The sequence below is a fragment of the Pseudomonas sp. NFPP02 genome, from assembly GCF_900119355.1.
Classification (GTDB): Bacteria; Pseudomonadota; Gammaproteobacteria; order Pseudomonadales; family Pseudomonadaceae; genus Aquipseudomonas; species Aquipseudomonas paracarnis.
Map to the genome: position 1 here is coordinate 129535 of NZ_FPJI01000014.1, position 25001 is coordinate 154535.

Here is a 25001-nt window from a genome sequence, read left to right on the forward strand (position 1 = left end):
AACAAGCTAAAGGCATTGCGCCATAAGCGTTTGAAGGTCAAATCCCGGAAACTACAAGGGGAGCCGAAGCTCCCCCAGAAGTAGTTGCGTGCTCTATTTTTATTATTGATGTCGGGCTTCTTGTTTTTGTTGATCGCCCTCGCCACGAAGCTTCCTTCATGACACTCCCAATCGGGAGCCAAGAGCAAACGGATTGCTTTGGTCGCTGTGTTGCTGATCTACGATCCAACCAGTTCAGGCTCTGCCTTAGGGCAGTTTTTGTTGTTCTCGGCCTGGTTGCGGGGCAAGCCCCAAATGCAACGCCTCTCCAAAAGAATCAGTTAGCTGCGCCTCCGCCGTGTTGTTTTTGTTATGCGTGAGTCGATTCGTCTTATTTTTATTGTCTTGTACAAAGCTTGTTATTGTTTTTGTACTAAGCATATAGCAGGGTGCGTGCCAACTTTTTCGCCGTCCAGCAAAACCGGGGGTTTGGGCTGGTTTCGCCAGATTGAGGGCCAAAAAAAAGCCGGGGCTTCGTTACCGTAAGCCCCGGCTTTTGTTACGTGAAAATTCAGCGGTAACAGTTTTTTCACATCAGCAGGTGTTACCTGTGGGGCTGCACCCTCAGCTTTCGCTGGCCACCCCGGTCTTGCGCCGCGGAATGCCCAGGCGCTGACGCCGTTCCCACAGGCATTTGCGACTCACGCCCAGCTTGCGTGCCAGCTCTGTCTCGGTCATATGGTCCTGATGCTCGAGCACGAAGTGCTGGAAGTAGTCTTCCAGTGACAAATCTTCCGTCGGTTCATGGCTGGTATTGCTACCGCTGCCCTGCTGCGGGGACAGGCCAATGAAGTCGTCGTCATCCAGATCGCTGAGCTCAATGTCGATGCCCAGCAACTCGGCGGAAATCTCCGGGCTCTCCGACAGAATCACGGCGCGCTCGACGGCGTTCTCCAGCTCGCGCACGTTCCCTGGCCACGAGTAGTGACGGATCGCCTGTTCGGCGTCCGCGGCAAACTTCAGGTCGGTGCGGTCAATGCGTGCGCCTTGACGCAACAGGAACGCGTTGGCGATTTCGTTGACGTCGGCGCCACGCTCGCGCAGGGCCGGCAATTTGAGCGCGATGACATGCAGGCGGTAATACAAGTCCTCACGGAACTGGCCGATCTTGGCCAGGCTCTTCAGGTCTCGGTGTGTCGCCGCGATCAATCGAACATCGACCTTCTGCGATTGCACCGAACCCACGCGACGAATTTCGCCTTCCTGCAGCACGCGCAGCAAACGCGCTTGGGCTTCCAGGGGCAGCTCGCCAATTTCATCAAGGAACAAGGTGCCGCCGTCCGCGGCCTCCACCAGGCCCGCACGCCCGGCGCTGGCGCCGGTGAATGCACCTTTCTCGTGGCCGAACAGCTCGGATTCGATCAGGGATTCGGGGATCGCCGCGCAGTTCACCGAGATCATCGGCGCCTTGGCGCGCTTGGACAGGTTGTGCAGGGCGCGGGCCACCAGTTCTTTGCCGGTGCCCGATTCGCCCTGGATCAATACATTGGAGTCGGTCGGCGCCACCTTGCGGATCTTGCTGTACAAGTCCTGCATCGGAGGGCAGGAGCCGATGATGCCGATCTCGCCATTGCTGTTGTTGGCACCTGTTTTTTCGGCGCCGCTGGTCTTGCCGGTGGGGCGTGGCTCGGCAGGCGCACTGCTGGCCGACACACGATCACGCAGGATGCGGGCCACGGCCTGGAGCATCTCGTCGTGATCGAAAGGCTTGGCGATGTAGTCCACCGCGCCCATCTTCATCGAGTCCACCGCCGAGCGCAGGCTGGCGTAGCTGGTCATGATCAGCACCGGGGTGCCCTGGCCCAGCTTGATCAGCTCGGTGCCCGGGGCGCCTGGCAGGCGCAGGTCACTGACAATCAGGTCGAACGTGGGAATGCTGAATCGCTCTTGGGCTTCCTGCACCGAGCCGGCTTCGCTGACCTGGTACTGATTACGTTCAAGCAGGCGACGCAAGGCAGAGCGGATAATGGTTTCGTCTTCGACGATCAAAATGTGCGGCATTGATTCAATTCTCTCGACGGTCTCAGTTCACAGCGGACGTCGCTTCGACATGACGCGGCAAGGTCACCCGGATACGGGTGCCGCGTTGGCTTTGTGTGTCAGCCGGGCTGTCGATGGTGATTTGTCCATAATGCTCTTCAACGATGGAATAGACCAGTGCAAGGCCCAGACCGGTACCTTCACCGGGGTCCTTGGTGGTGAAGAAGGGTTCGAACAATCGGTCCATGATGTTCTGTGGAATGCCGCTGCCTTCGTCTTCCACGATCAGGTCGACCGTGTGCTCGAAAGCCTCGCTCTTGACGCGTACAGCACTGCCGGCCGGCGACGCGTCGCGGGCGTTGGACAGCAGGTTGATCAGCACCTGGGCCAGGCGTTGTGAGTCGCCATCGACCCAATGGTCCGGATCGCACAGGTTAAAGAACTGTACTTCGAAATTGCGCCGGTTCAAGGCCAACAGCCCAATGGCGTCCTGGGCCACTTCGGCCAGGCACACCGCTTCGTCCTGATTCTGATGGGCGCCGGAGTGGGCAAAGCTCATCAACGACTGGACGATGCGTGAAACCCGCTTGGTCTGTTCAAGGATTTGCCCGCTGATTTCGGTGATTTCCCCGTCTTCTTCGCGCTCTTCCCGCAGGTTTTGCGCCAGGCAGGCGATACCGGTGATCGGGTTACCGATTTCATGAGCCACGCCGGCCGCCAGGCGCCCAATGCTGGCCAGGCGTTCGGAGTGCACCAGCTTGTCTTCGAGCATCTGTGTATCGGTCAAGTCTTCTACCAGCAGCACCAGGCCGCTGTTACCCGGCGCCAGAGGTTCGTCGATGGCCGCTTTGTGCAAGTTGAGCCAGCGGGTCTGGCCGTCGAGGGCCAAGTGCTGTTTGTGCAAGTGCTCGTCCGGCAGGTTGATGAAACCCTGCAGCAGCTCTTTCCAGGGATCGCCCAGGGTATTGAGGCGCGAACCCACCACCCGCTGGGCGGCGATGCCGGTGAGTTCTTCCATGGCCTTGTTCCACATCAGGATTTCCTGGTCCTTGGCCAGGGAACACACGCCCATCGGCAGTTCCTGCAGGGTCTGGCGGTGGTAACGGCGCAGGGCATCGAGTTCGGCCGCCAGGCCCGTGAGGCGCGAGTGGTAATCCTCCAGCCGGCTTTCGATGAAGTGGATGTCTTCGGTGACGTAGTTTTCGCCACCGGCCTTGTAGGGCAAGAAGGTTTCCACCATGTCCTGGGACACGCTCGGCCCCATCAAACCGGACAGGTTGGCTTCGATACGGTCACGCAGGCGGCGCAGGGCATAGGGGCGGCGCTCGTCAAATGGCAGGTAGAGGTCGCGCAGCGCCTGTTCGACTTCCTTTTGTGCGGCCTTGGCACCCAGGGGCTTGGCCAGTTGTGTGGCGAACTCTTGGGGCGAGGCCGCATGCAGTTCGCGGCGTTGCGGGCGGCGCACGTTGTCTACCGCACAGGCTTCTGCGGCGCTGGTTTCTTCGGCGCTGGCGTTAGTGAACAGCGAGATCAGGGTGAACATCAGTACGTTGGCGGCCAGCGAGGCGATGGCCGCCATGTGCCAACTGGTGTCGTCCAGCACGTAAATCATGTTCAGCAAGGGGATATAGAAGCCCTGCAAGTTGCCGACCAGCGGTAGCAGCATGGTCACGGTCCACACCAGGATCCCGGCCAGCAGCCCTGCAATAAAGCCACGGCGATTGGCGGTCGGCCAGTACAGCACCGACAACACGCCCGGCAGAAATTGCAAGGTGGCGACAAACGCGACGATGCCGAGGTTGGCCAGGTCTTGCCCGGCGCCCAGCAGCAGATAAAACGCGTAGCCGGCCATGATGATCGCGACGATCAGCGCGCGTCGGGTCCATTTCAACCAACGGTAGATATTGCCCTCGGCCGGCGGCTGGTACAGCGGCAGTACCAAGTGATTGAGCGCCATGCCCGAGAGTGCCAGGGTGGTGACGATGATCAACCCGCTGGCGGCCGACAACCCCCCGACATAGGCCAGCAGCGCCAGAGCCGGGCTGTTGGCGGCAATACCGATGCCCAGGGTGAAATACTCAGGGTTGGTGGTGGCCCCCAGTTTCAGGCCGGCCCACAGGATCAGCGGCACCGCCAGGCTCATCAGCAACAGGAACAGCGGCAAGCCCCAGCTGGCGCTGACCAGCGAGCGCGGGTTGAGGTTCTCGGTGAAGGTCATGTGGTACATGTGCGGCATCACGATCGCCGAGGCGAAGAACACCAGCAGCAGCGTACGCCATGGGCCTTCCTGCAAGGGCGTATGCAAGGCGGCGAGGGCGGTCTGGTTTTGCAGCAGCCACAGCTCCAGCTGTTGGGGGCCGTCGAACACGCCGTAGAGCGCATAAAGACCGACACCGCCGATGGCGATCAGCTTGATGACCGACTCAAAGGCAATCGCAAACACCAGGCCCTGGTGTTTCTCGCGGGTGGCGATATGGCGAGAGCCAAAGAAGATGGTGAACAAGGTGATCAGCGCGCAGAACGCCAGGGCAACCCGATGTTGCACGGGCTCGCGGGTCAGGATGCTGATGGAGTCAGCCACCGCCTGGATCTGCAGGGCCAGCAACGGCAGCACGCCGATCAACATGAAGATCGTGGTCAGCGCGCCGGCCCAGGTGCTGCGAAAGCGAAAGGCGAACAGGTCTGCCAGGGAGGACAGCTGGTAAGTCCGGGTGATTTTCAGGATCGGATACAGTAGCACCGGCGCCAACAGGAACGCGCCGGACACCCCCAGGTAACTGGAGAGAAAGCCGTAGCCGTACTGATAGGCCAGCCCCACCGTGCCGTAGAACGCCCAGGCACTGGCGTAGACGCCCAGGGACAAGGTGTAGGTCAACGGATGGCGAATGATCGCCCGCGGAATCATTCCGCGCTCACTGATCCAGGCCACGCCGAATAACGCAGCCAGGTAGGCGGCGCTGATCAGCAGCATCTGGGTGAGACTAAAGCTCATCGGCATCTTTTTGGCTCTGCAGGATGAAGGTCACGACGATCAGGATCAGCCATAGCAGATAAGGGCGATACCAGGCGCCCGTGGCGTCGATCCACCAATCCATGATGGCGGGGGAGAACAGGTAGATCCCGACGACCAGCAGCAGGACCAAACGATAGATGTACATGTTGGCCTCTGATTAAAAATCTGCCGCGATGTTAACGGATGGCTGGCAACCTGCAAGCGCCTTCAACTCAATTGCGCTTCGGCCAGGGTCAGCGTGCGCGGGATGCGGGTGGCGTCCCAGTGTGCAATGCCCCAATCCAGCAGTTCTCGTGGGCTGGCGTACTGCAACTGCGCGTCTGGCTCTTGGCCAAGGGCACGCAGCGCTCTGAGCAGCAAAGGCGTGGCCTGGTCGGCTGTCAACGGTGGAGAGCGGTAGGACTTGCCCAGCTTGTTGCCGTCTGGCTGCACGATCAGCGGCACGTGCAAGTAACGGGGTTGGCGCAGGCCGAGCAGTTCTTGCAAGTAAAGCTGGCGCGGCGTGGAGTCGAGCAGGTCGGCGCCGCGTACTATATCGGTTACACCTTGCCAGGCGTCGTCGAGCACCACCGCCAGTTGGTAGGCGTAGAGGCCATCGCGCCGACGAATGATGAAGTCGCCGGCATCGCGACCCAGATGCTGCCGGAACTCGCCCTGCACACGGTCGACAAAGTGATACTCCAACTCGGGCACGCGCAGGCGGATGGCGGCGTCTTGCTGGTCGTGGCCGGCATTGCGGCACAAGCCTGGGTAAACCCCGTTGTAGGGCTCCAACTGCTTGCGCGAGCAGGTGCAGGCGTAGGCCAGGCCGTGGTTGAACATATCGTTCAGTACTTTGGCGTAGGCATCATGCCGCTCGCTCTGGCGAACCAGTTCGCCATCCCATTCAAAGCCGTAGCTTTCCAGCGCATGCAGGATCGCCGCCTGAGCGCCGGGCTCTTCACGGGGAGGGTCAAGGTCTTCCATGCGCATCAACCAACGGCCGTGGTGGGCGCGTGCATCGAGGTAGGAGGCGAGGGCGGCAACCAGGGAACCGAAGTGCAAATGGCCGCTGGGTGTGGGGGCGAAACGCCCAATATAGGTAGAGGCTGTCATGGCCCGGATACTACTGCATAACCGGTAAACGCCAGAAACAAAAATGGAGCGTTCGCACGCTCCACTCGTTCAACTCGGCAAAGTTACTTGCCGACCTGTTTTTCCTTGATTTCAGCCAAGGTCTTGCAGTCTACGCACAGGTCCGCGGTTGGACGGGCTTCCAGTCGGCGAATACCGATTTCGACGCCGCAGGATTCACACCAGCCGTATTCTTCGTCTTTGATCAGTTGCAGGGTCTTGTCGATCTTCTTGATCAACTTGCGCTCGCGATCGCGGGCGCGCAGTTCGAGGGCGAACTCTTCTTCCTGGCTGGCGCGATCGGCCGGGTCAGGGAAGTTGGCCGCTTCATCCTTCATATGGTCAACCGTACGGTCGACTTCCTGCATCAAGTCCTGTTTCCACTTGTTGAGGATCTTGGTGAAGTGCTCGCGCATGGGCTCGCCCATGTACTCCTCGCCCTTTTTTTCGACATAGGGTTCGAAGCCGCCGAGGCCTTGAGTCTGCTGTTGCTTTGCTTGGGTGGACATGAATAGACCGCCTCTCACTCTTCTAATCCATTGCGCAGGATTGCAACGTCACCGACACCTGCCGGCCCTGCGGCTGCAAGCGGGCGAACTTACCAGATAGATTCAGGGTGCGCTACTCCCGGTTGTCGAGGCCCAAGGCAAAGGGGTTGTAAACCGCAGCAGCCCGCCATGACTGGGTATGTATCGCCTCGAATGTTGATTTTAGCTGTTTTACGAGCGCGCGCAGGGTGCACTTGCAGCCCCAATCAGGCAATAGAGCATGTTTTACCGTGAGGGTTCGGTAGAATCCAGATTTTGTCCTCACCGTCTAAGGAAGGCTAATGGCTCAGCCCTACAGTGCGCGTAGTCGCGCCATCGAACCTTTTCATGTCATGGCGTTACTGGCGCGTGCCAATGAGCTGCAGGCAGCCGGTCACGACGTGATCCACCTGGAAATCGGCGAGCCGGACTTCACCACCGCCGAGCCGATCATACAGGCCGGCCAAGCGGCGTTGGCAAACGGTAAAACGCGCTACACCGCCGCCCGCGGCTTGCCCGAGTTGCGCGAGGCCATCAGTGGTTTCTACCAGCAACGCTACGGATTGAGCATCGACCCGCAGCGCATTCTGGTCACCCCCGGTGGCTCCGGCGCGTTATTGCTGGCCAGCAGTTTGCTGGTGGATCCGGGTAAGCATTGGCTGCTGGCGGACCCAGGCTACCCCTGCAACCGGCACTTCCTGCGCCTTGTGGAAGGCGCGGCGCAGTTGGTGCCGGTCGGCCCAGACGTACGCTACCAGTTGACCGCCGATCTGGTGGCCAGGCATTGGGACCAGGACAGTGTCGGTGCATTGGTGGCATCGCCCGCCAACCCCACCGGCACGATCCTCACCCGGGACGAGTTGGCTGGGCTGTCGGGCGCCATCAAGGCGCGCAACGGTCACCTGGTGGTCGACGAGATTTATCACGGACTCACCTACGGCACCGACGCCGCCAGCGTGCTGGAAGTCGATGATGACGCCTTTGTCCTGAATAGTTTTTCGAAGTATTTCGGCATGACCGGCTGGCGCCTCGGTTGGCTGGTGGCCCCCCCTGAAGCGGTGGGTGAACTGGAGAAATTGGCGCAGAACCTCTACATCAGTGCGCCAAGCATGGCCCAGCATGCCGCCTTGGCCTGTTTCACCCCGCAAACCCTGGAGATTCTGGAGCAGCGCCGTGCCGAATTTGGTCGCCGCCGTGACTTCCTGCTGCCGGCCCTGCGTGAGCTGGGGTTCGGTATCGCCGTGGAGCCCGAAGGTGCTTTTTATCTGTATGCCGATATCAGCGCGTTCGGCGGCGATGCCTTCGCGTTTTGCCGGCATTTCCTCGAAACCGAACATGTGGCCTTTACGCCCGGGTTGGATTTCGGTCGCTACCAGGCGGGGCACCATGTGCGTTTTGCCTACACGCAAAACCTTGATCGGCTGCAAGAAGCGGTGGAGCGGATTGCCCGTGGTTTGCGGAGTTGGCAAGGCTGATGCGTTTTAATCCTCCTCTTGAAGAAGGGCGGCTGATCCGCCGCTACAAGCGCTTTCTCACCGATATCGAAACCGTTACCGGCGAGTTGCTTACCATTCACTGCCCTAACACCGGTTCGATGCTCAACTGCATGGTCGAAGGTGGCCAGGTCTGGTTCAGCCGTTCCACTGACCCCAAGCGCAAGCTGCCGGGCACGTGGGAAATTGCCGAAACGCCCCAGGGCCGGCTGGCGTGCGTCAACACCGCGCGTGCCAATCAATTGGTGGAAGAAGCCCTGCTGGCCGGTGTGATCACTGAACTCAACGGCTTTACCGCGTTGAAGCGTGAGGTGCCTTATGGCCAGGAGAAAAGCCGCATCGACTTTCGCCTGGATTACCCCCAAGGCGCTGCGTTTGTCGAGGTCAAAAGCGTCACCCTGGGCTTTGATGGCAGCTCAGTGGCGGCTTTCCCCGATGCGGTGACGCAGCGCGGTGCCAAGCACTTGCGTGAGCTGGCTCATCTGGCTCGCGACGGTATACGGGCGGCGCAGTTGTATTGCGTGAACCTGTCGGGGATCGACGCGGTCCGCCCGGCTGTGGAAATCGACGCCGGTTATGCGGCGGCGCTACGTGAGGCCAAGGCTGCAGGTGTGGAGGTGCTCGCCTACGGCGTACGGGTCACGCCGCAGGAGATTTACGTCGAGCGTCGGTTGAAGGTGCTGCTGGGCGACTAGAGATCGACCCACAATCCCTGTTCGTCTTCGCGACCGGGCAGGGCCGTGAGGTGTTGGCCTGCGCAGGGCCCGGCGATGCACTCGCCGCTTTCAATCAGGAACAACGCGCCATGGGTGGCGCATTGGATCAGGCTGGCGCTGTCGTCGAGGAAGCGATCAGGTTGCCATTCCAGCGGGATGCCGCGATGAGGGCAGCGGTTGAGATAGAAGTACGCAATGCCGTCCCGACGCACCGCCAACAGCCTGTGGCCATCGATATCAAAACCGCGGCTGCTGTTGGGGGCGAGGTCGCCTGAGGTGCAGAGAAACTTCATTTCAATCCTTAAGTGCCTTGACGTTCAAATGCAAACAATTATCAAATGCCCGCTTCGCCCGTCAGCTGACTGGGTGCTCAATACGATGCCTGGCAGGGGTTATCTGTCACATCAATGAGTGCTTGAGTGGCCCTGCCCTAGGAAGGAAACCCTGTTATGCGCCTGAGTACCAGCGCTATTGCGCTTGTTGCCTCACTGCTGATCAACACTGGGGCGCACGCCTCTGAACTGCCGCAACGCTGGGTCAGTGCCGGCGGGGCGCTATCGGAATGGGTGGTGGCCATGGGCGGTGAAGCGAAGTTGGTCGGGGTGGATACCACCACTCAGCATCCCGCCTCGCTCAAGGCCTTGCCGAGCATTGGTTACCAGCGGCAGTTGTCGGCCGAAGGCATTCTCAGCCTGCGCCCGCAAATCCTTGTGGGCACGGAGGAAATGGGGCCACCGCCGGTGCTGGCGCAGATTCGCAGTGCAGGGGTGCAGGTGGAGATGTTCTCGGCCCAGCCGGATTTGCCCACGCTCAAAGGCAACCTCGAACACTTGGGGAAACTGCTCGGCAGTGAGGCCCAGGCTGATGCCCTGTTTGCCGGGTATGAGCAGGCGCTGGCACAGCAAAAAAATTGGGTGGCCAAGGCCCAGGCCACGCAAAAGGCTCCAGGCGTGCTGTTGCTGCTCGGCCATGCCGGTGGCAAGCCGCTGATCGCGGGCAAGGACACCGCCGCTGATTGGATGTTGCAGCAGGCTGGGGGGCGTAATCTCGCCACGCATGTGGGATACAAGCCGTTTTCCGTCGAATCGCTGGGAGGGTTGAGCCCTGAGGTGCTGGTATTTGCCGATCGCGCCTTGACCGGTGACGCGGCGCGCGCAGCCTTGTTCAAAGAAAACCCGATCCTTGCCTCTACGCCGGCAGCCAAGAGTGGCCGCGTGTTTCAGTTGGATCCGACCTTGCTGGTAGGCGGCCTTGGGCCCCGATTGCCGCAAAGCCTGGAAAAACTGTCTGCCGGTTTTTATCCGTCCCAGCCTAAGCCTGCTCCATGACCACTCTGGTTAAGCCAAAAACGCTGTTTATCGGGCTGTCGCTGCTGTGTGTATTGGCGATCTGGCTCTCATTGGCACTGGGGCCGGTCAGCCTGCCGTTAGTGGACACCCTCAGGGCTGCGTTAAGGCTGATGGGCGTACCGATTGAGGCCCAGGGGTTGGAGCAGGCCGAGTTGATCCTGGGGCAGATTCGCCTGCCGCGAACCCTGTTGGGGCTGGCGGTCGGCGGTGTGCTGGCGTTGTCGGGCGTGGCGATGCAGGGGTTGTTCCGCAACCCGCTGGCCGACCCTGGCTTAGTCGGCGTGTCCAGCGGGGCGGCGCTGGGAGCGGCGGTGGCGATTGTCGGTGGCTCGCTCTTTGGCGGGCTGCCGGATGCTTTCGGGCCGTATCTGTTGTCGCTGTGCGCATTTCTCGGTGGCCTGGGCGTCACGGCACTGGTCTATCGCCTGGGGCGTCGCAATGGCCAGACCAATGTCGCGACGATGTTGCTTGCCGGTATCGCGCTGACGGCCCTGGCCAGTTCGACCGTGGGCCTGTTTACCTATCTGGCGGACGATGCCACCTTGCGCACCCTGACGTTCTGGAACCTGGGCAGCCTCAATGGCGCAAGTTATTCGCGGTTGTGGCCCTTGCTGCTGGTGAGTGCGGGCGTGGCGCTATGGTTGCCGCGCCGCGCCAAGGCGCTGAACGCGCTGCTGTTGGGGGAGTCCGAGGCCAACCATCTAGGTATTGATGTCGAGGGGCTCAAGCGCGAGTTGGTGTTTTGCACGGCCCTGGGTGTTGGCGCCGCAGTGGCGGCGGCGGGAATGATTGGTTTTGTCGGTTTGGTGGTACCACATCTGGTGCGGCTGCTGGCGGGGCCGGATCATCGGGTGTTGTTACCGGCCTCGGTGTTGGCGGGCGCGAGCCTGCTGTTGTTTGCGGACCTGGTGGCGCGCCTGGCGTTGGCGCCGGCGGAACTGCCGATCGGTATTGTCACTGCGTTTATCGGTGCGCCGTTTTTCCTCTATTTATTGTTACGAGGGCGCGCCTGATGTTGCGGGTAGAAGCATTGCAGATCCGGCGCGGTGGTAAGACTGTGCTGGCCGATGTCACCTTGGACCTATTGCCGGGCGAAGTGCTGGGCGTGCTGGGCCCCAATGGCGCCGGCAAAAGTACCTTGCTTGGGGCGCTGTGCGGGGAGTTGCAGCCGGATCAGGGCAAGGTCTGGCTGGATCAGCAGGCGCTCAAGCACATGACCGGTGTGCAACGTGCCCAGCGCCTGGCGGTGCTGCCACAATCCTCCACCCTGGACTTTGCCTTTCGTGTCGAAGAGGTGGTGGGCATGGGCCGCTTGCCTCATCAGACCGGGCGAGTGCGCGACGACGAAATCATCAACGCCGCGCTGCAGGCTGCTGATGTAGGCCATCTGAGTGGCCGCAGTTACCTGGCTTTGTCGGGTGGCGAGCGGCAGCGTGTGCACCTGGCACGGGTATTGGCGCAGTTATGGCCGGGTGAGGCAGGGCAGACGTTGCTGCTGGATGAGCCCACATCAATGCTCGACCCTCTGCACCAACACACCACCTTGCAAGCTATCCGACATTTTGCCGACAGAGGCGCTGCGGTGCTGGTCATCCTGCATGATTTGAACCTGGCGGCGCGCTACTGCGACCGGATCCTGTTGCTGGAAAACGGCCGCCCCCACGCGTTGGATACGCCCTCTAAAGTCCTGCAACCAGAGCCACTGAAGGCTGTATTCGGTCTGGATGTATTGGTACAGCCGCATCCGGAGCGTGGGCATCCGTTGATCATTGCGCGTTAAGGCCGGTTAATTCGCGGGCAAAAAAAGACCCGGCAAGAGCCGGGTCAAATAACCGTGATTAGCCTGATGAGGAGATAATCTGAGAGTCCGAACCAATGGTCTTTCAGTTATCGGCTGATCTCGCGACCAGTTGTGATAATCATAACGATTCTCATTTGAGAGTCAACATTTGTTTTCCTGCTTCATCCAGTTTTCTCAAACGCTCGTTTGCAATGCCCATCAACACTGGGTTTGAGTGCCGCTCTAGTTCTTCTGATGTACTGAGATCGCTTCCAACTGACGGTTCAAGGCCTCCTTGCGCTCCGTGGGTATGTCGTTCCAGTGCACATCCATCAATGCCCCTTCAATGGCATACAGCAGAACCTTCGAAGCTCGAAACCCGCGCGTGCGCACGGCTCGGTAGGCATCGACCGCCCCTAGCCGACGCAAGTCGGACGCGCTGTGGATGCCCACCGCATGCAGCCACTGCGCTGACGTCTTGCCAAGGTTTTTCAGGTGTTGCAGCTCATCGTTCATCAAGCCTCCTTGCGTTGGCCGAATGGTGCGGTGGGTGTCGTGACCAGGCAGCCTGAAAATGAGTGTAGCGCTCAGTAGGAAAAGCGTGGTTCTTTGGTCAGAAAGGGCTGAAAAGCTTATAAGGATGGCGCGACGGCGCTTGCTCGCAGGCAGGCGCAAAGTGCCCGGCAGGCAGGGGGGCTGGCCGGAACTCGGTGTGTGGGGTTACTTGGTGCGGTAGCGCAGGCGAGTGCCGAAATTGACCGACATGAGTATTTCGTCAGCCGTGAGTTCGGGCGGGAAATAAACCCCCGAAATCTGCGCATGGGCTAGGCTGGCGCCTTCCAGTGAGCAGCCACGCAAGTCCAGGCCGCGTAGGTCGGCAGAGCGAAAATAGGCGTCGGTGAAGTCAATACCGGTGGTGTTAAGGTCGCGCAGGTCCAGCCCTCGAAAGTCGCCGCCGCGCATGTCGATCGTGCCGTTTTCAGGGCGCTTCTGGTTGAAGCCGTGGATGTCGTCCTTGTGCAGGAGGGCATAGAGCGGGGTATCAAGAAGCTTGGGCTGACTCATGATCGCGACTCTGGTTGGCGTTATGTGGCCAGTATAGTGCCACTATCGCTGGGTCGCGCGCCGAAGACGACGACGCGACCAAGAAATATTTCTTACAGGCCCGGCAGGTGCTGACGGATATGCCCGACCAACGCGTCGAGCGTCCCGCTTTCATTGGTCTCCACACGCTTGCTGAGCAGCAGCTCCTCGGCAGTCAGCGGATCACGACTGGCTTGTTGTTCTTCGATAACGGCCAGTGTGGCGTCAGACGGATCGTTTTTATCCGCCTGGCGTTGTGCCAGCCAACTGGTGATAACGGCTTGCGGGGCGTTGCAGTCGAGGATCAGGAACGGCGCGCCAGTGGCTTCGGCAACCTGGGCGGCAGCGTCACGCTGTGCGCGTTTCAGGAAAGTGGCATCCAGCACCACCGGGTAGCCGGCGCGCAGCACGGTGTCGGCAATCTCGTTCAGACGTGTGTAGGTGGCAGCGCTGGCGTCCTGATTGTAGATACCGGCCTGCAGGGTGTTCTCTACCTGTTGTTCGCCAAACAGGCGCTTGCGCTCTACATCCGAACGCAGGCGCACCGCGCCCAGGGCTTCGACCAGGCGCATGGCCACGTGGCTCTTGCCCACCGCTGAAACGCCATGGGTGATTGCCAGGAAGCGCGAGGGGATGGTGCTGTAGCTTTCCGCCAGGTTGGCGTAGTTGCGGTACTGGCGCAGGGTGGTAGCGCGTTGCACGGGGTTGGCTTCGCTCGGCATGCTGAACAGCGCAACCTTGGCGCGCACCAATGCACGGTAGGCTTTATAGAAGTTCAGGAGCTCCAGGCCCTGGTAGTCGCCGGTCAATTCCAGATACTGGCTTATGAAGCGCCGTGCCAGGCATTTCAGGCCGCGATCTTCCAGGTCCATCGCCAAAAAAGCGGTGTCGGCGTACACGTCGGTAAAGCGGAAAGGCTCGTTGAACTCGATGCAGTCGAAGATCACCACGCGGCCATCGATCAGCGTGGCGTTGCCCAGGTGAATGTCGCCGTGGCATTCGCGGGTATAGCCATCGAGCTTGCGCTGCGCAAGCAAAGGCTTGAGGCGTTCGAAGCTGCTTTCAGCCCAGGCTTGCAGAGCCTCCAGCTGAGTCAGGTCGGCCTTGTCGCTGAGGAACGGGCGGATCTGGTCAAAGTTCTGGCGTACCGGAGCCATCACCTCTTCCGGCGTGCCGGCGGGGTGATCTTGCGGGACTTTGGGGGCGTTGAGGTGGAACTGGGCGATCTGCTTGGCCATCTCATCGATGTGCGCGCAGGTCAGTTCGCCGTTGGCTTGCAGGGTGCTGAGCATCTGGCTTTGCGGGAACTGGCGCATTTTCAGCGCGTACTCGATGGCCGGGCCGTCGCCACCCAGTTGCGGCGCCTCGGCAGTGCCGGTAATCGGCAACACTTCAAGATACAAATCTTCGGTCAGGCGCTGGTTGAGGCGCAGTTCCTCGCGGCAGAAATGCCCGCGGTCGTCCAGATTGGTGAAGTCCAGGAAGCCGAAGTTCATCGGTTTCTTCAGCTTATAAGCGTAGGGCCCCGTCAGTATCACCCAGGAAATATGGGTCTCGATGACTTGAAACGCTTCAACCGGATGAGGGTACAAGGCCGGGTTTTGCAGGGCAGCGATCAGGGTCTGGCTCACGGGCGATCCTTCAAAGTCTGGGGAAAATCATGGGGGGCATTATGGCTGCTGATGCCAGTCGTGCAAACCGCTGTCCGGCTCATGTTGATCATCAATAAAGTGCGTATAATCCGCCGCCATGACTCGAACCCGATCTCCCCGTTCCCGTAAAAAACCTCCTTCCCGCGGCCCGCGCCCTTGGCTGGGCTGGGTGATCAAGCTTGGCCTGGTGGGCCTTGTGGCGGTCGCCGGCCTTGCGGTGTACCTCGATGCCGTGGTGCAGGAAAAATTCTCCGGCAAGCGCTGGACGATTCCGGCCAAGGTGTATGCACGCCCGCTGGAGCTGTTCTCCGGCCAGAAGCTGAGCAAGGATGACTTCCTTACCGAGCTCGATGCGCTGGGCTACCGCCGCGAACCCGTGAGCAATGGCCCTGGCGCTGCGGCGGTCAGCGGTAATACCGTCGACCTGAACACCCGTGGCTTCCAGTTCTACGAAGGCCTGGAAAAAGCCCAGCCGGTGCGCGTGCGTTTCTCTGGCGACTATGTGGCTGAGCTGTCGTCGCTCAATGGCTCCAAGCTGCCGGTGGTGCGTCTTGAACCGTTGCTGATCGGCGGTATTTACCCGAAAAATCTTGAAGATCGCATCCTGATCAAGCTCGATCAGGTACCGCCGTATCTGCTGGAAACCCTGGTCGCTGTCGAAGACCGCGATTTCTATAGCCACTGGGGTGTGTCGCCGAAGTCGATCGCCCGTGCTATCTGGGTCAACACGTCCGGCGGCAAGATGACCCAGGGCGGCAGTACGCTGACCCAGCAACTGGTCAAGAACTTCTACCTGACCAACGAACGCAGCCTGACCCGTAAACTCACCGAAGCCATGATGGCGATGTTGCTGGAGCTGCATTACAGCAAGCAGGAAATCCTCGAGGCTTACCTCAACGAGGTATTCGTCGGTCAGGATGGCCAGCGCGCCGTGCACGGTTTCGGCCTGGCCAGCCAGTTCTTCTTCGGGCAGCCGTTGTCCGAGTTGAAATTGCATCAGGTTGCGTTGCTGGTGGGGATGGTCAAGGGGCCGTCCTATTACAACCCGCGCCGCAACCCGGAGCGTGCGCTTGAACGTCGCAACCTGGTGCTCGATGTATTGGAGCAGCAGGGTGTCGCCACCGCTGAGCAAGTGGCCGCTGCCAAGAAAATGCCACTGGGTGTGACAACCCGCGGCAAGCTGGCGGATAGCTCATTCCCGGGCTTTATCGACCTGGTCAAGCGCCAACTGCGCGAAGACTACCGCGACGAAGACTTGACCGAAGAGGGGCTGCGGATCTTCACCAGCTTCGACCCCATCTTGCAGATGAAGGCCGAAGCGTCGGTCAACGACACCTTCAAGCGCCTGACTGGCCGTAAGGGCTCGGATGAAGTCGAGGCCGCCATGGTCGTGACCAATCCGGAAACCGGGGAGGTCCAGGCCATGATCGGCAGCCGCCAGGCCAGTTTCGCCGGTTTCAACCGCGCACTGGATGCCGTGCGGCCGATTGGCTCGCTGGTCAAGCCTGCGGTTTATCTCACTGCACTGGAAAAACCCAGCAAGTACACGCTGACCAGTTGGCTGTCCGATGACCCGCTGTCGATCAAAGGCGCGGATGGCCAGGTATGGACGCCCAAGAACTTCGACCGTCGTTCCCATGGCACGGTGTTCCTGTATCAAGGATTGGCGCATTCCTACAACATCTCGACCTCGCGTCTGGGGCTTGAAGTGGGTGTGCCGAACGTGCTGAAGACTCTGGCGCGACTGGGAGTCGAACGTGAATTCCCGGCGTTCCCGTCCATGCTCCTGGGCGCTGCGGCCATGACGCCGATGGAAGTGACCACCATGTACCAGACCCTGGCCAATGGTGGCTTCAATACGCCGATGCGCGGTATTCGCAGTGTGCTGACCGCCGATGGCGAACCGCTCAAGCGTTACCCGTTCCAGATTCAGCAGCGCTTCGACGCGGGCTCCATCTACCTGATCCAGAACGCCATGCAGCGCGTGATGCGCGAGGGTACCGGGCGTTCGGTCTACAGCGTGCTGCCGTCGAACCTGACCCTGGCGGGCAAGACCGGTACCAGCAACGACTCCCGCGACAGCTGGTTCGCAGGGTTCGGCCAGGATGTACTGGCCGTGGTATGGCTGGGGCGCGACGACAATGGCAAGACGCCGTTCACCGGTGCCACCGGCGCGCTGCAGGTATGGACCAGTTTCATGCGCAAGGCTGACCCGTTGCCGCTCAACATGCCGCAGCCGGACAATATTGTGCAGGCCTGGATTGATCCGCACACCGGCCAAGGCTCCGATGCCAACTGTCCGGGCGCGGTGCAGATGCCGTATATTCGCGGCAGCGAACCACCACCCGGTGCCGCGTGCGGTGGCAGTACACCTGCTGACGCGGAATCGGTGATGGATTGGGTCAAGGGCTGGATGAATTAAGCAAAGAGGGTTTCAAGTGAACAAGTTGTGGATTCCAGCAATTACGGCTCTGGTTTTGCTCGGCGGTTGCTCCAGCGTGCAGCGCGGCTCTATCCCTGTGGTGGACTCAAGCACGTCCGTTTCCAATAACGACCGCATTTCGGCCAATGGCGGCTTCCGTCAGACCGTGGTCAAACGGCCTGCCCAAGCTGCAACCCAGGCAATTCCCCAGGATTCCGGCGTCGTAGTGATGGTGCCCGGCAGTGGGGCTGCAACCTCGGCGCCTATCAGTGCCGAGCCATGGACCCCAGGCCCAAGCACTTCCGGGCCGGTGAACTCCACGCCGATTCAAACCGCGCCGGTCAATCAGGGCACCTACAACATGCCTTCGACGCCGAGCGGTATTCCGTCATCGTCCAGTGCGGGCGGGTTGTCGGCGGACGAACAACTTGATGGCCCGGTGCTGGCGTTGCTCACCACCGCTCAGCAGCAGCAGGCGGGTGGCGATTTGAATGGCGCCTCGTCGAGCCTTGAACGTGCCCAGCGCGTGGCGCCGCGTGAGCCACAAGTGCTCTATCGCCTGGCCCAGGTGCGCATGGCTCAGGGCGATGCGCCCCAGGCGGAGCAATTCGCTCGCCGTGGCCTGAGCCTGGCCAATGGGCGCCCAGACCTGCAAGCCAGCCTGTGGGCGTTGATCGGGGATGCGCGTGCCGCCCAGGGCGATGCAGCGGGTGCCGCCCAGGCGCGGCAAAAAGCCAAGGTCAGCCTCTGATGGATGCGCGTTTTCCCGCGATTGCCGAGCAGTTATTGTTGATCGAGCGCGAACTGCGCGTTCAGGGCTGGTGGGATGAAGTCTCCCCCAGTGCTGAAGCGCTCAGCAGTGTCGAGCCCTTTTCCGTCGATACCCTGGACTTCCACCAGTGGCTGCAGTGGATCTTCCTTGCGCGTATGAAGCAGATCCTGGAACAGGACCTGCCCTTGCCGAATGCGTCGGGGATCCTGGAAATGGCCGAGATGGTCTACGCCGACCGGCCGCGGGAGAGCCTCGGCTTGCGTAACGCGCTGAAAAAGTTCGATCAATTGATCGTCGACGCTCGTTAATTGCCTGACTGCCGGTTTTTCCGGCAGTCTTGCGCACATTTCTACCGCTTGACGACATTCAGGCGAGTTTTATCCCTCCTCAAAGCCCTTTCTTCTGCGTTCTCATGCGCTTAGTTGGAAAAAAGCGCAATTATTGCTTGACTTGAAGGGCGTGAAACAGAAGAATCCAAAGTCCGCTGTATCGGGACTGCCAGAAGCAGGCCCGCTCAGCAGATCATGAGGCGCACATCCGCGCCGACCTGTAACACCCGCAACGCGTTACCTCGCGCTGGGTGGGAAAAGCCCGCAACACTTGGGACGATCCCAATACTTGCTCAGTCAGTGCTGACGTAGTCGGCGACCACCGTCGCTCATGCTCTGTTGAGAAGTAAACCTATTAAGACCCGTCGGTTTTTTAACGGACGGTATTCTGGCGTTTTAGAGGTGAACAACGTGGAGCTTTTATCTGGCGGTGAGATGCTCGTCCGCTTTTTGCGTGACGAAGGCGTCGACTATATCTACGGGTACCCAGGTGGTGCTCTGCTGCATGTCTACGACGCACTGTTCAAGGAACCGGCTGTTACCCACATCCTGGTTCGCCACGAACAGGCCGCGACCCATATGGCTGACGGTTACGCCCGTGCCACCGGTAAAGCCGGCGTGGTACTGGTAACCTCCGGCCCAGGCGCAACCAATGCCATCACCGGCATCGCGACTGCGTATATGGACTCCATCCCGATGGTGATCATCTCTGGCCAGGTGCCTAGCACCATGGTCGGCACCGACGCTTTCCAGGAAACCGACATGATCGGTATTTCCCGCCCGATCGTGAAACACAGCTTCATGATCAAGCACGCGTCGGAAATCCCGGAAGTCATGAAAAAGGCGTTTTACCTCGCACAGTCCGGTCGCCCGGGCCCTGTGGTGGTCGATATCCCGAAAGACATGACCAACCCGGCCGAAAAATTCGAATACGTTTTTCCCAAGAAAGCCAAGCTGCGTTCCTACAGTCCGGCCGTCCGTGGGCACTCGGGGCAGATCCGCAAGGCGGCAGAAATGCTCCTGGCGGCCAAGCGCCCCGTGTTGTACTCCGGCGGTGGCGTGATTCTGGGCGGCGGTTCCGCGCCACTCACCGAACTGGCCAAGCTGCTCAACCTGCCGGTGACCAACACCCTGATGGGCCTCGGCGCATTCCCGGGTTCGGACCGTCAGTTTGTCGGCATGCTCGGCATGCACGGCAGCTACACCGCCAACCTCACCATGCACCACGCCGATGTGATCCTCGCCGTGGGCGCGCGGTTCGATGACCGAGTGATCAACGGCGCGAGCAAATTCTGCCCGAATGCCAAGATCATCCACATCGACATCGACCCGGCGTCCATCTCCAAGACCATCAAGGCCGATGTGCCAATCGTGGGGCCTGTAGAAAGTGTACTGACCGAAATGGTCGCTGCACTCAAGGACATCGGCGAAACGCCGAACAAGGAGTCCGTTGCCAGCTGGTGGAAGCAGATCGACGAATGGCGCGGTGATCGTGGCCTGTTCCCTTATGACAAGGGCGACGGCAGCATCATCAAGCCACAAACCGTGATCGAAACCCTGTGCGAAGTGACCAAGGGCGACGCCTTTGTGACCTCCGACGTGGGCCAGCACCAGATGTTCGCGGCGCAGTACTACAAGTTCGACAAGCCTAACCGCTGGATCAACTCCGGTGGCCTCGGCACGATGGGCTTTGGTTTCCCTGCGGCCATGGGGGTGAAACTGAGCTTCCCGGATGCCGACGTTGCCTGCGTCACCGGCGAAGGCAGCATCCAGATGAACATCCAGGAACTGTCGACGTGCCTGCAATACGGTCTTCCCGTGAAGATCGTCTGCTTGAACAACGGCGTGCTCGGCATGGTTCGTCAATGGCAGGACATGAGCTACGATAGCCGTCACTCCCATTCCTACATGGAATCGTTGCCGGATTTCATCAAGTTGGTTGAAGCCTATGGCCACGTCGGCATTCGCATCACTGATTTGAAAGATCTGAAGCCGAAGATGGAAGAAGCGTTCGCCATGAAGGACCGCCTGGTGTTCATCGATATTCAGGTGGATACCAGCGAGCACGTCTACCCGATGCAGATCAAAGACGGCTCTATGCGCGACATGTGGCTGAACAAGACGGAGCGTACTTAATCATGCGGCATATTATCTCCCTGCTTCTGGAGAACGAACCCGGCGCCTTGTCCCGTGTTGTCGGCCTGTTTTCGCAACGCAACTACAACATTGAAAGCCTGACCGTGGCCCCGACCGAAGACCCGACCCTGTCGCGCCTGACGTTGACCACCGTAGGCCACGATGAGGTGATCGAGCAGATCACCAAGAACCTCAACAAGCTGATCGAAGTGGTCAAGCTGGTCGACCTGTCGGAAAGCGCCCACATCGAGCGCGAACTGATGCTGGTCAAGGTCAAGGCCACGGGTGCCCAGCGTGCCGAGATCAAGCGCACTACCGATATTTATCGCGGGCAGATCGTCGATGTGAGCGCCAGCGTTTATACCGTTCAACTGACCGGTACCAGCGACAAACTGGACAGCTTCATCCAGTCGATCGGGACGGCCTCGATTCTGGAAACCGTACGCAGTGGTGTCACCGGGATTGCCCGTGGCGACAAAGTACTCAGCATCTAACCCAATTAGCGAATGGCCTTACGGCCTGGATATATAGAGGAACCTCATGAAAGTTTATTACGATAAAGATTGTGACCTGTCGATCATCCAGGGCAAGAAAGTCGCCATCATCGGCTACGGTTCCCAGGGTCACGCTCAAGCGTGCAACCTGAAAGATTCCGGCGTTGACGTGACCGTTGGCCTGCGTAAAGGCTCGGCCACTGTCGCCAAGGCTGAAGCCCATGGCCTGAAAGTGACCGACGTTGCTTCTGCTGTTGCGGCTGCCGACCTGGTCATGATCCTGACCCCGGACGAGTTCCAGTCCTCGCTGTACAAGAACGAAATCGAGCCGAACATCAAGAAGGGCGCTACCCTGGCCTTCTCACACGGCTTCGCGATTCACTACAACCAGGTCGTGCCGCGCGCTGACCTCGACGTGATCATGATCGCGCCGAAAGCACCGGGCCACACCGTGCGTTCCGAGTTCGTCAAAGGCGGCGGTATCCCTGACCTGATCGCGATCTACCAGGATGCGTCGGGCAACGCCAAGAACGTTGCACTGTCCTACGCTGCTGGCGTGGGTGGCGGTCGTACCGGCATCATCGAAACTACCTTCAAGGACGAGACCGAAACCGACCTGTTCGGTGAGCAAGCCGTTCTGTGCGGCGGTACCGTTGAGCTGGTAAAAGCTGGTTTCGAAACCCTGGTTGAAGCTGGCTACGCGCCGGAAATGGCCTACTTCGAATGCCTGCACGAACTCAAGCTGATCGTTGACCTCATGTACGAAGGCGGTATCGCCAACATGAACTACTCGATCTCCAACAACGCCGAGTACGGCGAGTACGTGACCGGTCCGGAAGTGATCAACGCCGAGTCCCGTCAGGCCATGCGCAACGCCCTGAAACGTATTCAGGACGGCGAATACGCCAAAATGTTCATCAGCGAAGGCGCTACCGGCTACCCTTCGATGACCGCCAAGCGTCGTAATAACGCCGCTCACGGTATCGAAGTCATCGGCGAGCAACTGCGCTCCATGATGCCGTGGATCGGTGCCAACAAGATCGTCGACAAAGCCAAGAACTAAGTCGTACGCATCAAGGGAAAACGCGGCTTAGGCCGCGTTTTTTCGTTTGAGGGGTTGGTTCTGGTATAAAGCTGCATCGTTTGCAGGCGAACACTCGCTGCAAGTATCTGTCGAATTTTTTCACACCGTTGCAAGGTAAAGTCCATGAGCGAACGTCCCGAAGAGCCAAACCAGGCTTCCGACGCCGAAAGCATGCTGCCGATTGATGAACATGTCGAAGAAGGGCATGACGCCGAAGGCCGCAAGGTCCGGCATCGTGGCATCTATCTGCTGCCCAACCTGTTCACCACGGCGAATCTGTTCGCCGGCTTCTACTCCATCATCAACTCCATGAGTGCCCAGAGCGCGCTGGCGGCGGGTGATGCGGCGAGTGCCAGCAAATACTTTGGCTTTGCTGCTATCGCAATTTTCGTGGCCATGGTGCTCGACGGCCTGGATGGTCGCGTGGCGCGTATGACCAATACTCAAAGTGCTTTTGGCGCCGAGTACGACTCGTTGTCGGACATGGTTGCCTTTGGTGTTGCCCCCGCACTGCTGGCGTTTGCCTGGGCATTGGGTGACATGGGCAAGGTCGGCTGGATGGTTGCCTTCATCTATGTCGCGGGTGCCGCTTTGCGCCTGGCGCGCTTCAACACCCAGGTAGGGACTGCCGACAAGCGCTACTTCATCGGCCTTGCCAGCCCGGCAGCGGCGGGTGTTGTCGCGGGGATTGTATGGGCGTTCAGTGACTACGGGATTCAGGGATCGAAGATGTCGTTCCTGGTTGCCCTGATGGTGGCAGCGGCCGGCATGCTGATGGTCAGCAACATCAAGTACAACAGCTTCAAGGAATTTGACCTCAAGGGGCGCGTGCCTTTCGTGGCCATCCTTGTGGTGGTGCTGGTGTTCGCGGTCGTGTTCAGTGATCCACCGCGTATCCTGCTGCTGGCGTTCCTGGCCTATGCGGCTTCTGGCCCGATTCAGTACTTGTTGCGTCTGCGTCGGGACAAAACATTGTCTTAATGTAATTTCCCCCATACTCCGCAGTCTATTGGTGCATCAGTTCTCCAACGCTGCGGAGTTACCATGTTAATCAAATTACCCAAAGCGTCCGATTGTCACGAATCGGATGTCACGCCTGAATCTTTCTATCTCTCTCGCCGCAGCCTGCTCGGTGGTGCGCTTGCCGGTGTTGCCGCCAGCAGCTTGCCGCGTTGGGCCAGTGCCGGCGATGCTTCGCGGTATGCCGACGTCGAGCCGGGCAGTGCGCCCAACTGGTTTACGGAAAAACTTCCGAATGCGAAGTGGCAGTCGGTGACGGTCAAAGATGAGGCCATCACGCCATTCAAGGATGCAACTCACTACAACAACTTCTATGAGTTCGGGACAGGCAAGGGCGACCCGGCAACGAATGCGGGCTCGCTCAAGACGCAGCCCTGGAGTGTGGTGATTGATGGTGAAGTCGCAAAACCTGGGCGCTATGCCCTGGAGGACTTCATGAAACCCTATGCGCTGGAAGAGCGCATCTACCGCCTGCGTTGCGTCGAGGCATGGTCCATGGTGATTCCGTGGATAGGCTTTCCCATCTCGGCGTTGCTCAAGCAGGTCGAGCCAACCTCCAAAGCCAAGTACATCCGTTTTGAAACCCTTCAGGATCCCAAGAGCATGCCTGGGCAACGCTCAAGTTTCGGCTTGATCGATTGGCCTTATGTGGAAGGGCTGCGCCTGGATGAGGCGATGAATCCGTTGGCGATCCTCGCTGTGGGCATGTACGGGCGGGAGTTGCCTAACCAGAACGGTGCACCGTTGCGCTTGGTGGTGCCGTGGAAGTATGGCTTCAAGAGTGTGAAGTCCATCGTGCGTATCAGTCTGGTCAGTGAGCAGCCGAAAACGACCTGGCAGAGTATTGCATCTGATGAGTATGGGTTTTATGCGAATGTGAATCCTACGGTCGATCACCCGCGCTGGACCCAGGCGCGGGAGCGCCGTCTGCCGAGCGGCCTGTTTAGTCCGAATGTGCGCGAGACGCAGATGTTCAATGGCTATTCGGATGAGGTCGCTTCTTTATATACAGGCCTCGATCTGCGGAAGAACTACTGATGCGCTATCCCATCTGGCGCATCGGCGTGTTTGTAGCCGCAGCAGTGTGGCCATTGCTCTGGTTGTATGAAGCGTGGAGTTCTGCGCTGGGGCCTGATCCAGGCAAGGTGCTCGTTGATCGCCTGGGTTTGGGGACGCTCATTTTATTGCTGATCACGCTTGCTATGACGCCGCTGCAGAAGTTGAGCGGTTGGGCGGGGTGGATAGCAGTGCGACGACAGTTGGGGCTGTGGTGCTTTGCTTATGTTGTGCTGCACCTGGCGGCCTATTGTGTGTTTGTCCTGGGGCTGGATTGGTCGCAGCTCGGCGTAGAGTTGAGCAAGCGGCCCTACATCATTGTGGGGGCGCTGGGGTTTGTTGCTCTCCTTATGTTGGCCGTTACGTCGAACCGCTATAGCCAGCGTCGGTTGGGGAGTCGATGGAAGAAGCTGCATCGTCTGGTCTATGTGATTCTTGGGCTCGGTTTGCTGCACATGCTATGGATAGTGCGGGCGGATCTGAAGGAGTGGGCTATCTACGCTTCTATAGGTGCGCTACTTCTGTTGATGCGGGTGCCGCCGGTAATGCGTCGAATCCCTCGCCTTATTGCTAAAAAAGCGCCTTCTGCCACAAAAGCGTAATTAAGCCTTGACGCCAGATTCTGGAAGCCTATAATTCGCCCCACTTCCGGCGCAGTCGAAACGGAAAACTCCTTGGTAAACAATGAGTTACGCAGTTTTCGGCAGCAAGTTGCTTCAGTTCATCGAAGCCAAAAGGAAGTTGAAAAAGAGGTGTTGACAGCAGCGTGTAACGCTGTAGAATTCGCCTCCCGCTTACGAGAGATCGCAAGCGCAAGTGGTTGAAGTTGTTGAAGAAATCTTCGAAAAATTCTGAAAATAACCACTTGACAGCAAATGAGGCTGCTGTAGAATGCGCGCCTCGGTTGAGACGAAAGATCTTAACCAACCGCTCTTTAACAACT

General features: G+C 59.6%; 24 protein-coding genes. 14 read left to right on the top strand and 10 right to left on the bottom strand.

All coding sequences use genetic code 11. The features are described from left to right. Positions 1 to 603 precede the first annotated feature (603 nt). The 5 genes from BT204_RS22675 to dksA form a co-directional block, all read right to left on the bottom strand. A complete protein-coding gene (locus BT204_RS22675; protein WP_072448351.1) occupies positions 604 to 2040 on the bottom strand; it encodes a sigma-54-dependent transcriptional regulator in 1437 nt (478 codons plus the stop codon). A gap of 22 nt (positions 2041 to 2062) precedes the next feature. Then, positions 2063 to 5017: a sensor histidine kinase gene (locus tag BT204_RS22680; protein WP_003194154.1), complete on the bottom strand. Its 2955-nt coding sequence runs from the start codon at positions 5015 to 5017 to the stop codon at positions 2063 to 2065. Next, on the bottom strand, positions 5001 to 5177 hold the full coding sequence (locus BT204_RS27690) for a hypothetical protein (protein ID WP_003176118.1): 177 nt from the start codon (positions 5175 to 5177) through the stop codon (positions 5001 to 5003). Before BT204_RS27690 ends, BT204_RS22680 begins: the two co-directional genes overlap by 17 nt. A 62-nt stretch (positions 5178 to 5239) precedes the next feature. Next, positions 5240 to 6127 carry a tRNA glutamyl-Q(34) synthetase GluQRS gene (gluQRS, locus tag BT204_RS22685; RefSeq protein ID WP_072448353.1) on the bottom strand — a complete coding sequence of 296 codons (888 nt, stop codon included), beginning with the start codon at positions 6125 to 6127 and terminating at the stop codon, positions 5240 to 5242. 83 nt (positions 6128 to 6210) lie between these two features. Continuing rightward, entirely contained in the window at positions 6211 to 6654 is a 444-nt protein-coding gene (dksA, locus tag BT204_RS22690; protein WP_003194150.1) for an RNA polymerase-binding protein DksA, read from the bottom strand. 320 nt (positions 6655 to 6974) lie between these two features. Here dksA and BT204_RS22695 point away from each other — a divergent pair, with 320 nt between their 5' ends. Together BT204_RS22695 and sfsA are read left to right on the top strand one after the other, a co-directional pair. Continuing rightward, complete coding sequence (locus BT204_RS22695; protein WP_054898029.1) at positions 6975 to 8147, top strand: pyridoxal phosphate-dependent aminotransferase; 1173 nt, start codon at positions 6975 to 6977, stop codon at positions 8145 to 8147. After that, complete coding sequence (gene sfsA / locus BT204_RS22700) at positions 8147 to 8860, top strand: DNA/RNA nuclease SfsA (protein ID WP_072448355.1); 714 nt, start codon at positions 8147 to 8149, stop codon at positions 8858 to 8860. The genes BT204_RS22695 and sfsA overlap by 1 nt, the downstream gene beginning before the upstream one ends. Here sfsA and BT204_RS22705 read toward each other — a convergent pair. Then, entirely contained in the window at positions 8857 to 9174 is a 318-nt protein-coding gene (locus tag BT204_RS22705) for a Rieske (2Fe-2S) protein (protein ID WP_034127019.1), read from the bottom strand. The two genes, sfsA and BT204_RS22705, sit on opposite strands and share 4 nt — an antisense overlap. 156 nt (positions 9175 to 9330) lie before the next feature. On the opposite strand from BT204_RS22705, the gene BT204_RS22710 reads away from it, so the two are divergent. Genes BT204_RS22710 through BT204_RS22720 form a run of 3 tightly spaced genes read left to right on the top strand, consistent with a single transcriptional unit; the run spans position 9331 to position 12010 of the window. Continuing rightward, a complete protein-coding gene (locus BT204_RS22710) occupies positions 9331 to 10209 on the top strand; it encodes a heme/hemin ABC transporter substrate-binding protein (protein WP_072448357.1) in 879 nt (292 codons plus the stop codon). Further along, the gene (locus tag BT204_RS22715; RefSeq protein WP_057975459.1) at positions 10206 to 11243 is read left to right on the top strand and encodes a FecCD family ABC transporter permease; all 1038 of its coding nucleotides are present in this window, start codon (positions 10206 to 10208) and stop codon (positions 11241 to 11243) included. Before BT204_RS22710 ends, BT204_RS22715 begins: the two co-directional genes overlap by 4 nt. After that, positions 11243 to 12010 carry a heme ABC transporter ATP-binding protein gene (locus BT204_RS22720; protein WP_072448359.1) on the top strand — a complete coding sequence of 256 codons (768 nt, stop codon included), beginning with the start codon at positions 11243 to 11245 and terminating at the stop codon, positions 12008 to 12010. Before BT204_RS22715 ends, BT204_RS22720 begins: the two co-directional genes overlap by 1 nt. Before the next feature lie 243 nt (positions 12011 to 12253). On the opposite strand, the gene BT204_RS22725 is transcribed toward BT204_RS22720, so the two are convergent. From BT204_RS22725 to BT204_RS22735, 3 genes are all read right to left on the bottom strand, one after another. Continuing rightward, positions 12254 to 12526 (bottom strand): TfoX/Sxy family protein, encoded by a 273-nt coding sequence (locus tag BT204_RS22725; protein ID WP_003194139.1) that lies wholly within the window; start codon positions 12524 to 12526, stop codon positions 12254 to 12256. A 204-nt stretch (positions 12527 to 12730) separates the two neighbouring features. Next, complete coding sequence (locus BT204_RS22730; protein WP_072448361.1) at positions 12731 to 13075, bottom strand: pentapeptide repeat-containing protein; 345 nt, start codon at positions 13073 to 13075, stop codon at positions 12731 to 12733. A 92-nt stretch (positions 13076 to 13167) separates the two neighbouring features. After that, entirely contained in the window at positions 13168 to 14724 is a 1557-nt protein-coding gene (locus BT204_RS22735) for a bifunctional aminoglycoside phosphotransferase/ATP-binding protein (RefSeq protein ID WP_072448363.1), read from the bottom strand. 118 nt (positions 14725 to 14842) lie between these two features. Between BT204_RS22735 and mrcB the strand changes: the two genes are divergently transcribed. The 9 genes from mrcB to msrQ all read left to right on the top strand — a co-directional run bounded on the left by mrcB (position 14843) and on the right by msrQ (position 24660). Next, positions 14843 to 17167 carry a penicillin-binding protein 1B gene (gene mrcB, locus BT204_RS22740; protein ID WP_057975455.1) on the top strand — a complete coding sequence of 775 codons (2325 nt, stop codon included), beginning with the start codon at positions 14843 to 14845 and terminating at the stop codon, positions 17165 to 17167. 16 nt (positions 17168 to 17183) lie between these two features. Next, complete coding sequence (locus BT204_RS22745; RefSeq protein WP_034127026.1) at positions 17184 to 17918, top strand: tetratricopeptide repeat protein; 735 nt, start codon at positions 17184 to 17186, stop codon at positions 17916 to 17918. Further along, a complete protein-coding gene (locus BT204_RS22750) occupies positions 17918 to 18247 on the top strand; it encodes a YqcC family protein (RefSeq protein ID WP_014719929.1) in 330 nt (109 codons plus the stop codon). Before BT204_RS22745 ends, BT204_RS22750 begins: the two co-directional genes overlap by 1 nt. 432 nt (positions 18248 to 18679) lie before the next feature. Then, positions 18680 to 20404, top strand: coding sequence for an acetolactate synthase 3 large subunit (locus tag BT204_RS22755; RefSeq protein WP_072448367.1), 1725 nt, complete (start codon positions 18680 to 18682; stop codon positions 20402 to 20404). Between the two features lie 2 nt (positions 20405 to 20406). Further along, complete coding sequence (gene ilvN / locus BT204_RS22760; RefSeq protein WP_003176102.1) at positions 20407 to 20898, top strand: acetolactate synthase small subunit; 492 nt, start codon at positions 20407 to 20409, stop codon at positions 20896 to 20898. A 46-nt stretch (positions 20899 to 20944) separates the two neighbouring features. After that, positions 20945 to 21961 (top strand): ketol-acid reductoisomerase, encoded by a 1017-nt coding sequence (gene ilvC, locus BT204_RS22765; protein ID WP_003194132.1) that lies wholly within the window; start codon positions 20945 to 20947, stop codon positions 21959 to 21961. Positions 21962 to 22105: 144 nt separating this feature from the next. Further along, entirely contained in the window at positions 22106 to 22963 is an 858-nt protein-coding gene (gene pssA, locus BT204_RS22770; protein ID WP_014719927.1) for a CDP-diacylglycerol--serine O-phosphatidyltransferase, read from the top strand. Positions 22964 to 23026: 63 nt separating this feature from the next. Beyond that, on the top strand, positions 23027 to 24040 hold the full coding sequence (gene msrP / locus BT204_RS22775) for a protein-methionine-sulfoxide reductase catalytic subunit MsrP (protein ID WP_054917937.1): 1014 nt from the start codon (positions 23027 to 23029) through the stop codon (positions 24038 to 24040). Further along, entirely contained in the window at positions 24040 to 24660 is a 621-nt protein-coding gene (msrQ, locus tag BT204_RS22780; RefSeq protein ID WP_034127029.1) for a protein-methionine-sulfoxide reductase heme-binding subunit MsrQ, read from the top strand. The genes msrP and msrQ overlap by 1 nt, the downstream gene beginning before the upstream one ends. Positions 24661 to 24688: 28 nt before the next feature. Here the strand turns inward: msrQ and BT204_RS28005 are convergent. Next, on the bottom strand, positions 24689 to 25001 hold a 313-nt coding region (locus BT204_RS28005), incomplete at its 5' end, for a hypothetical protein (RefSeq protein WP_204840108.1).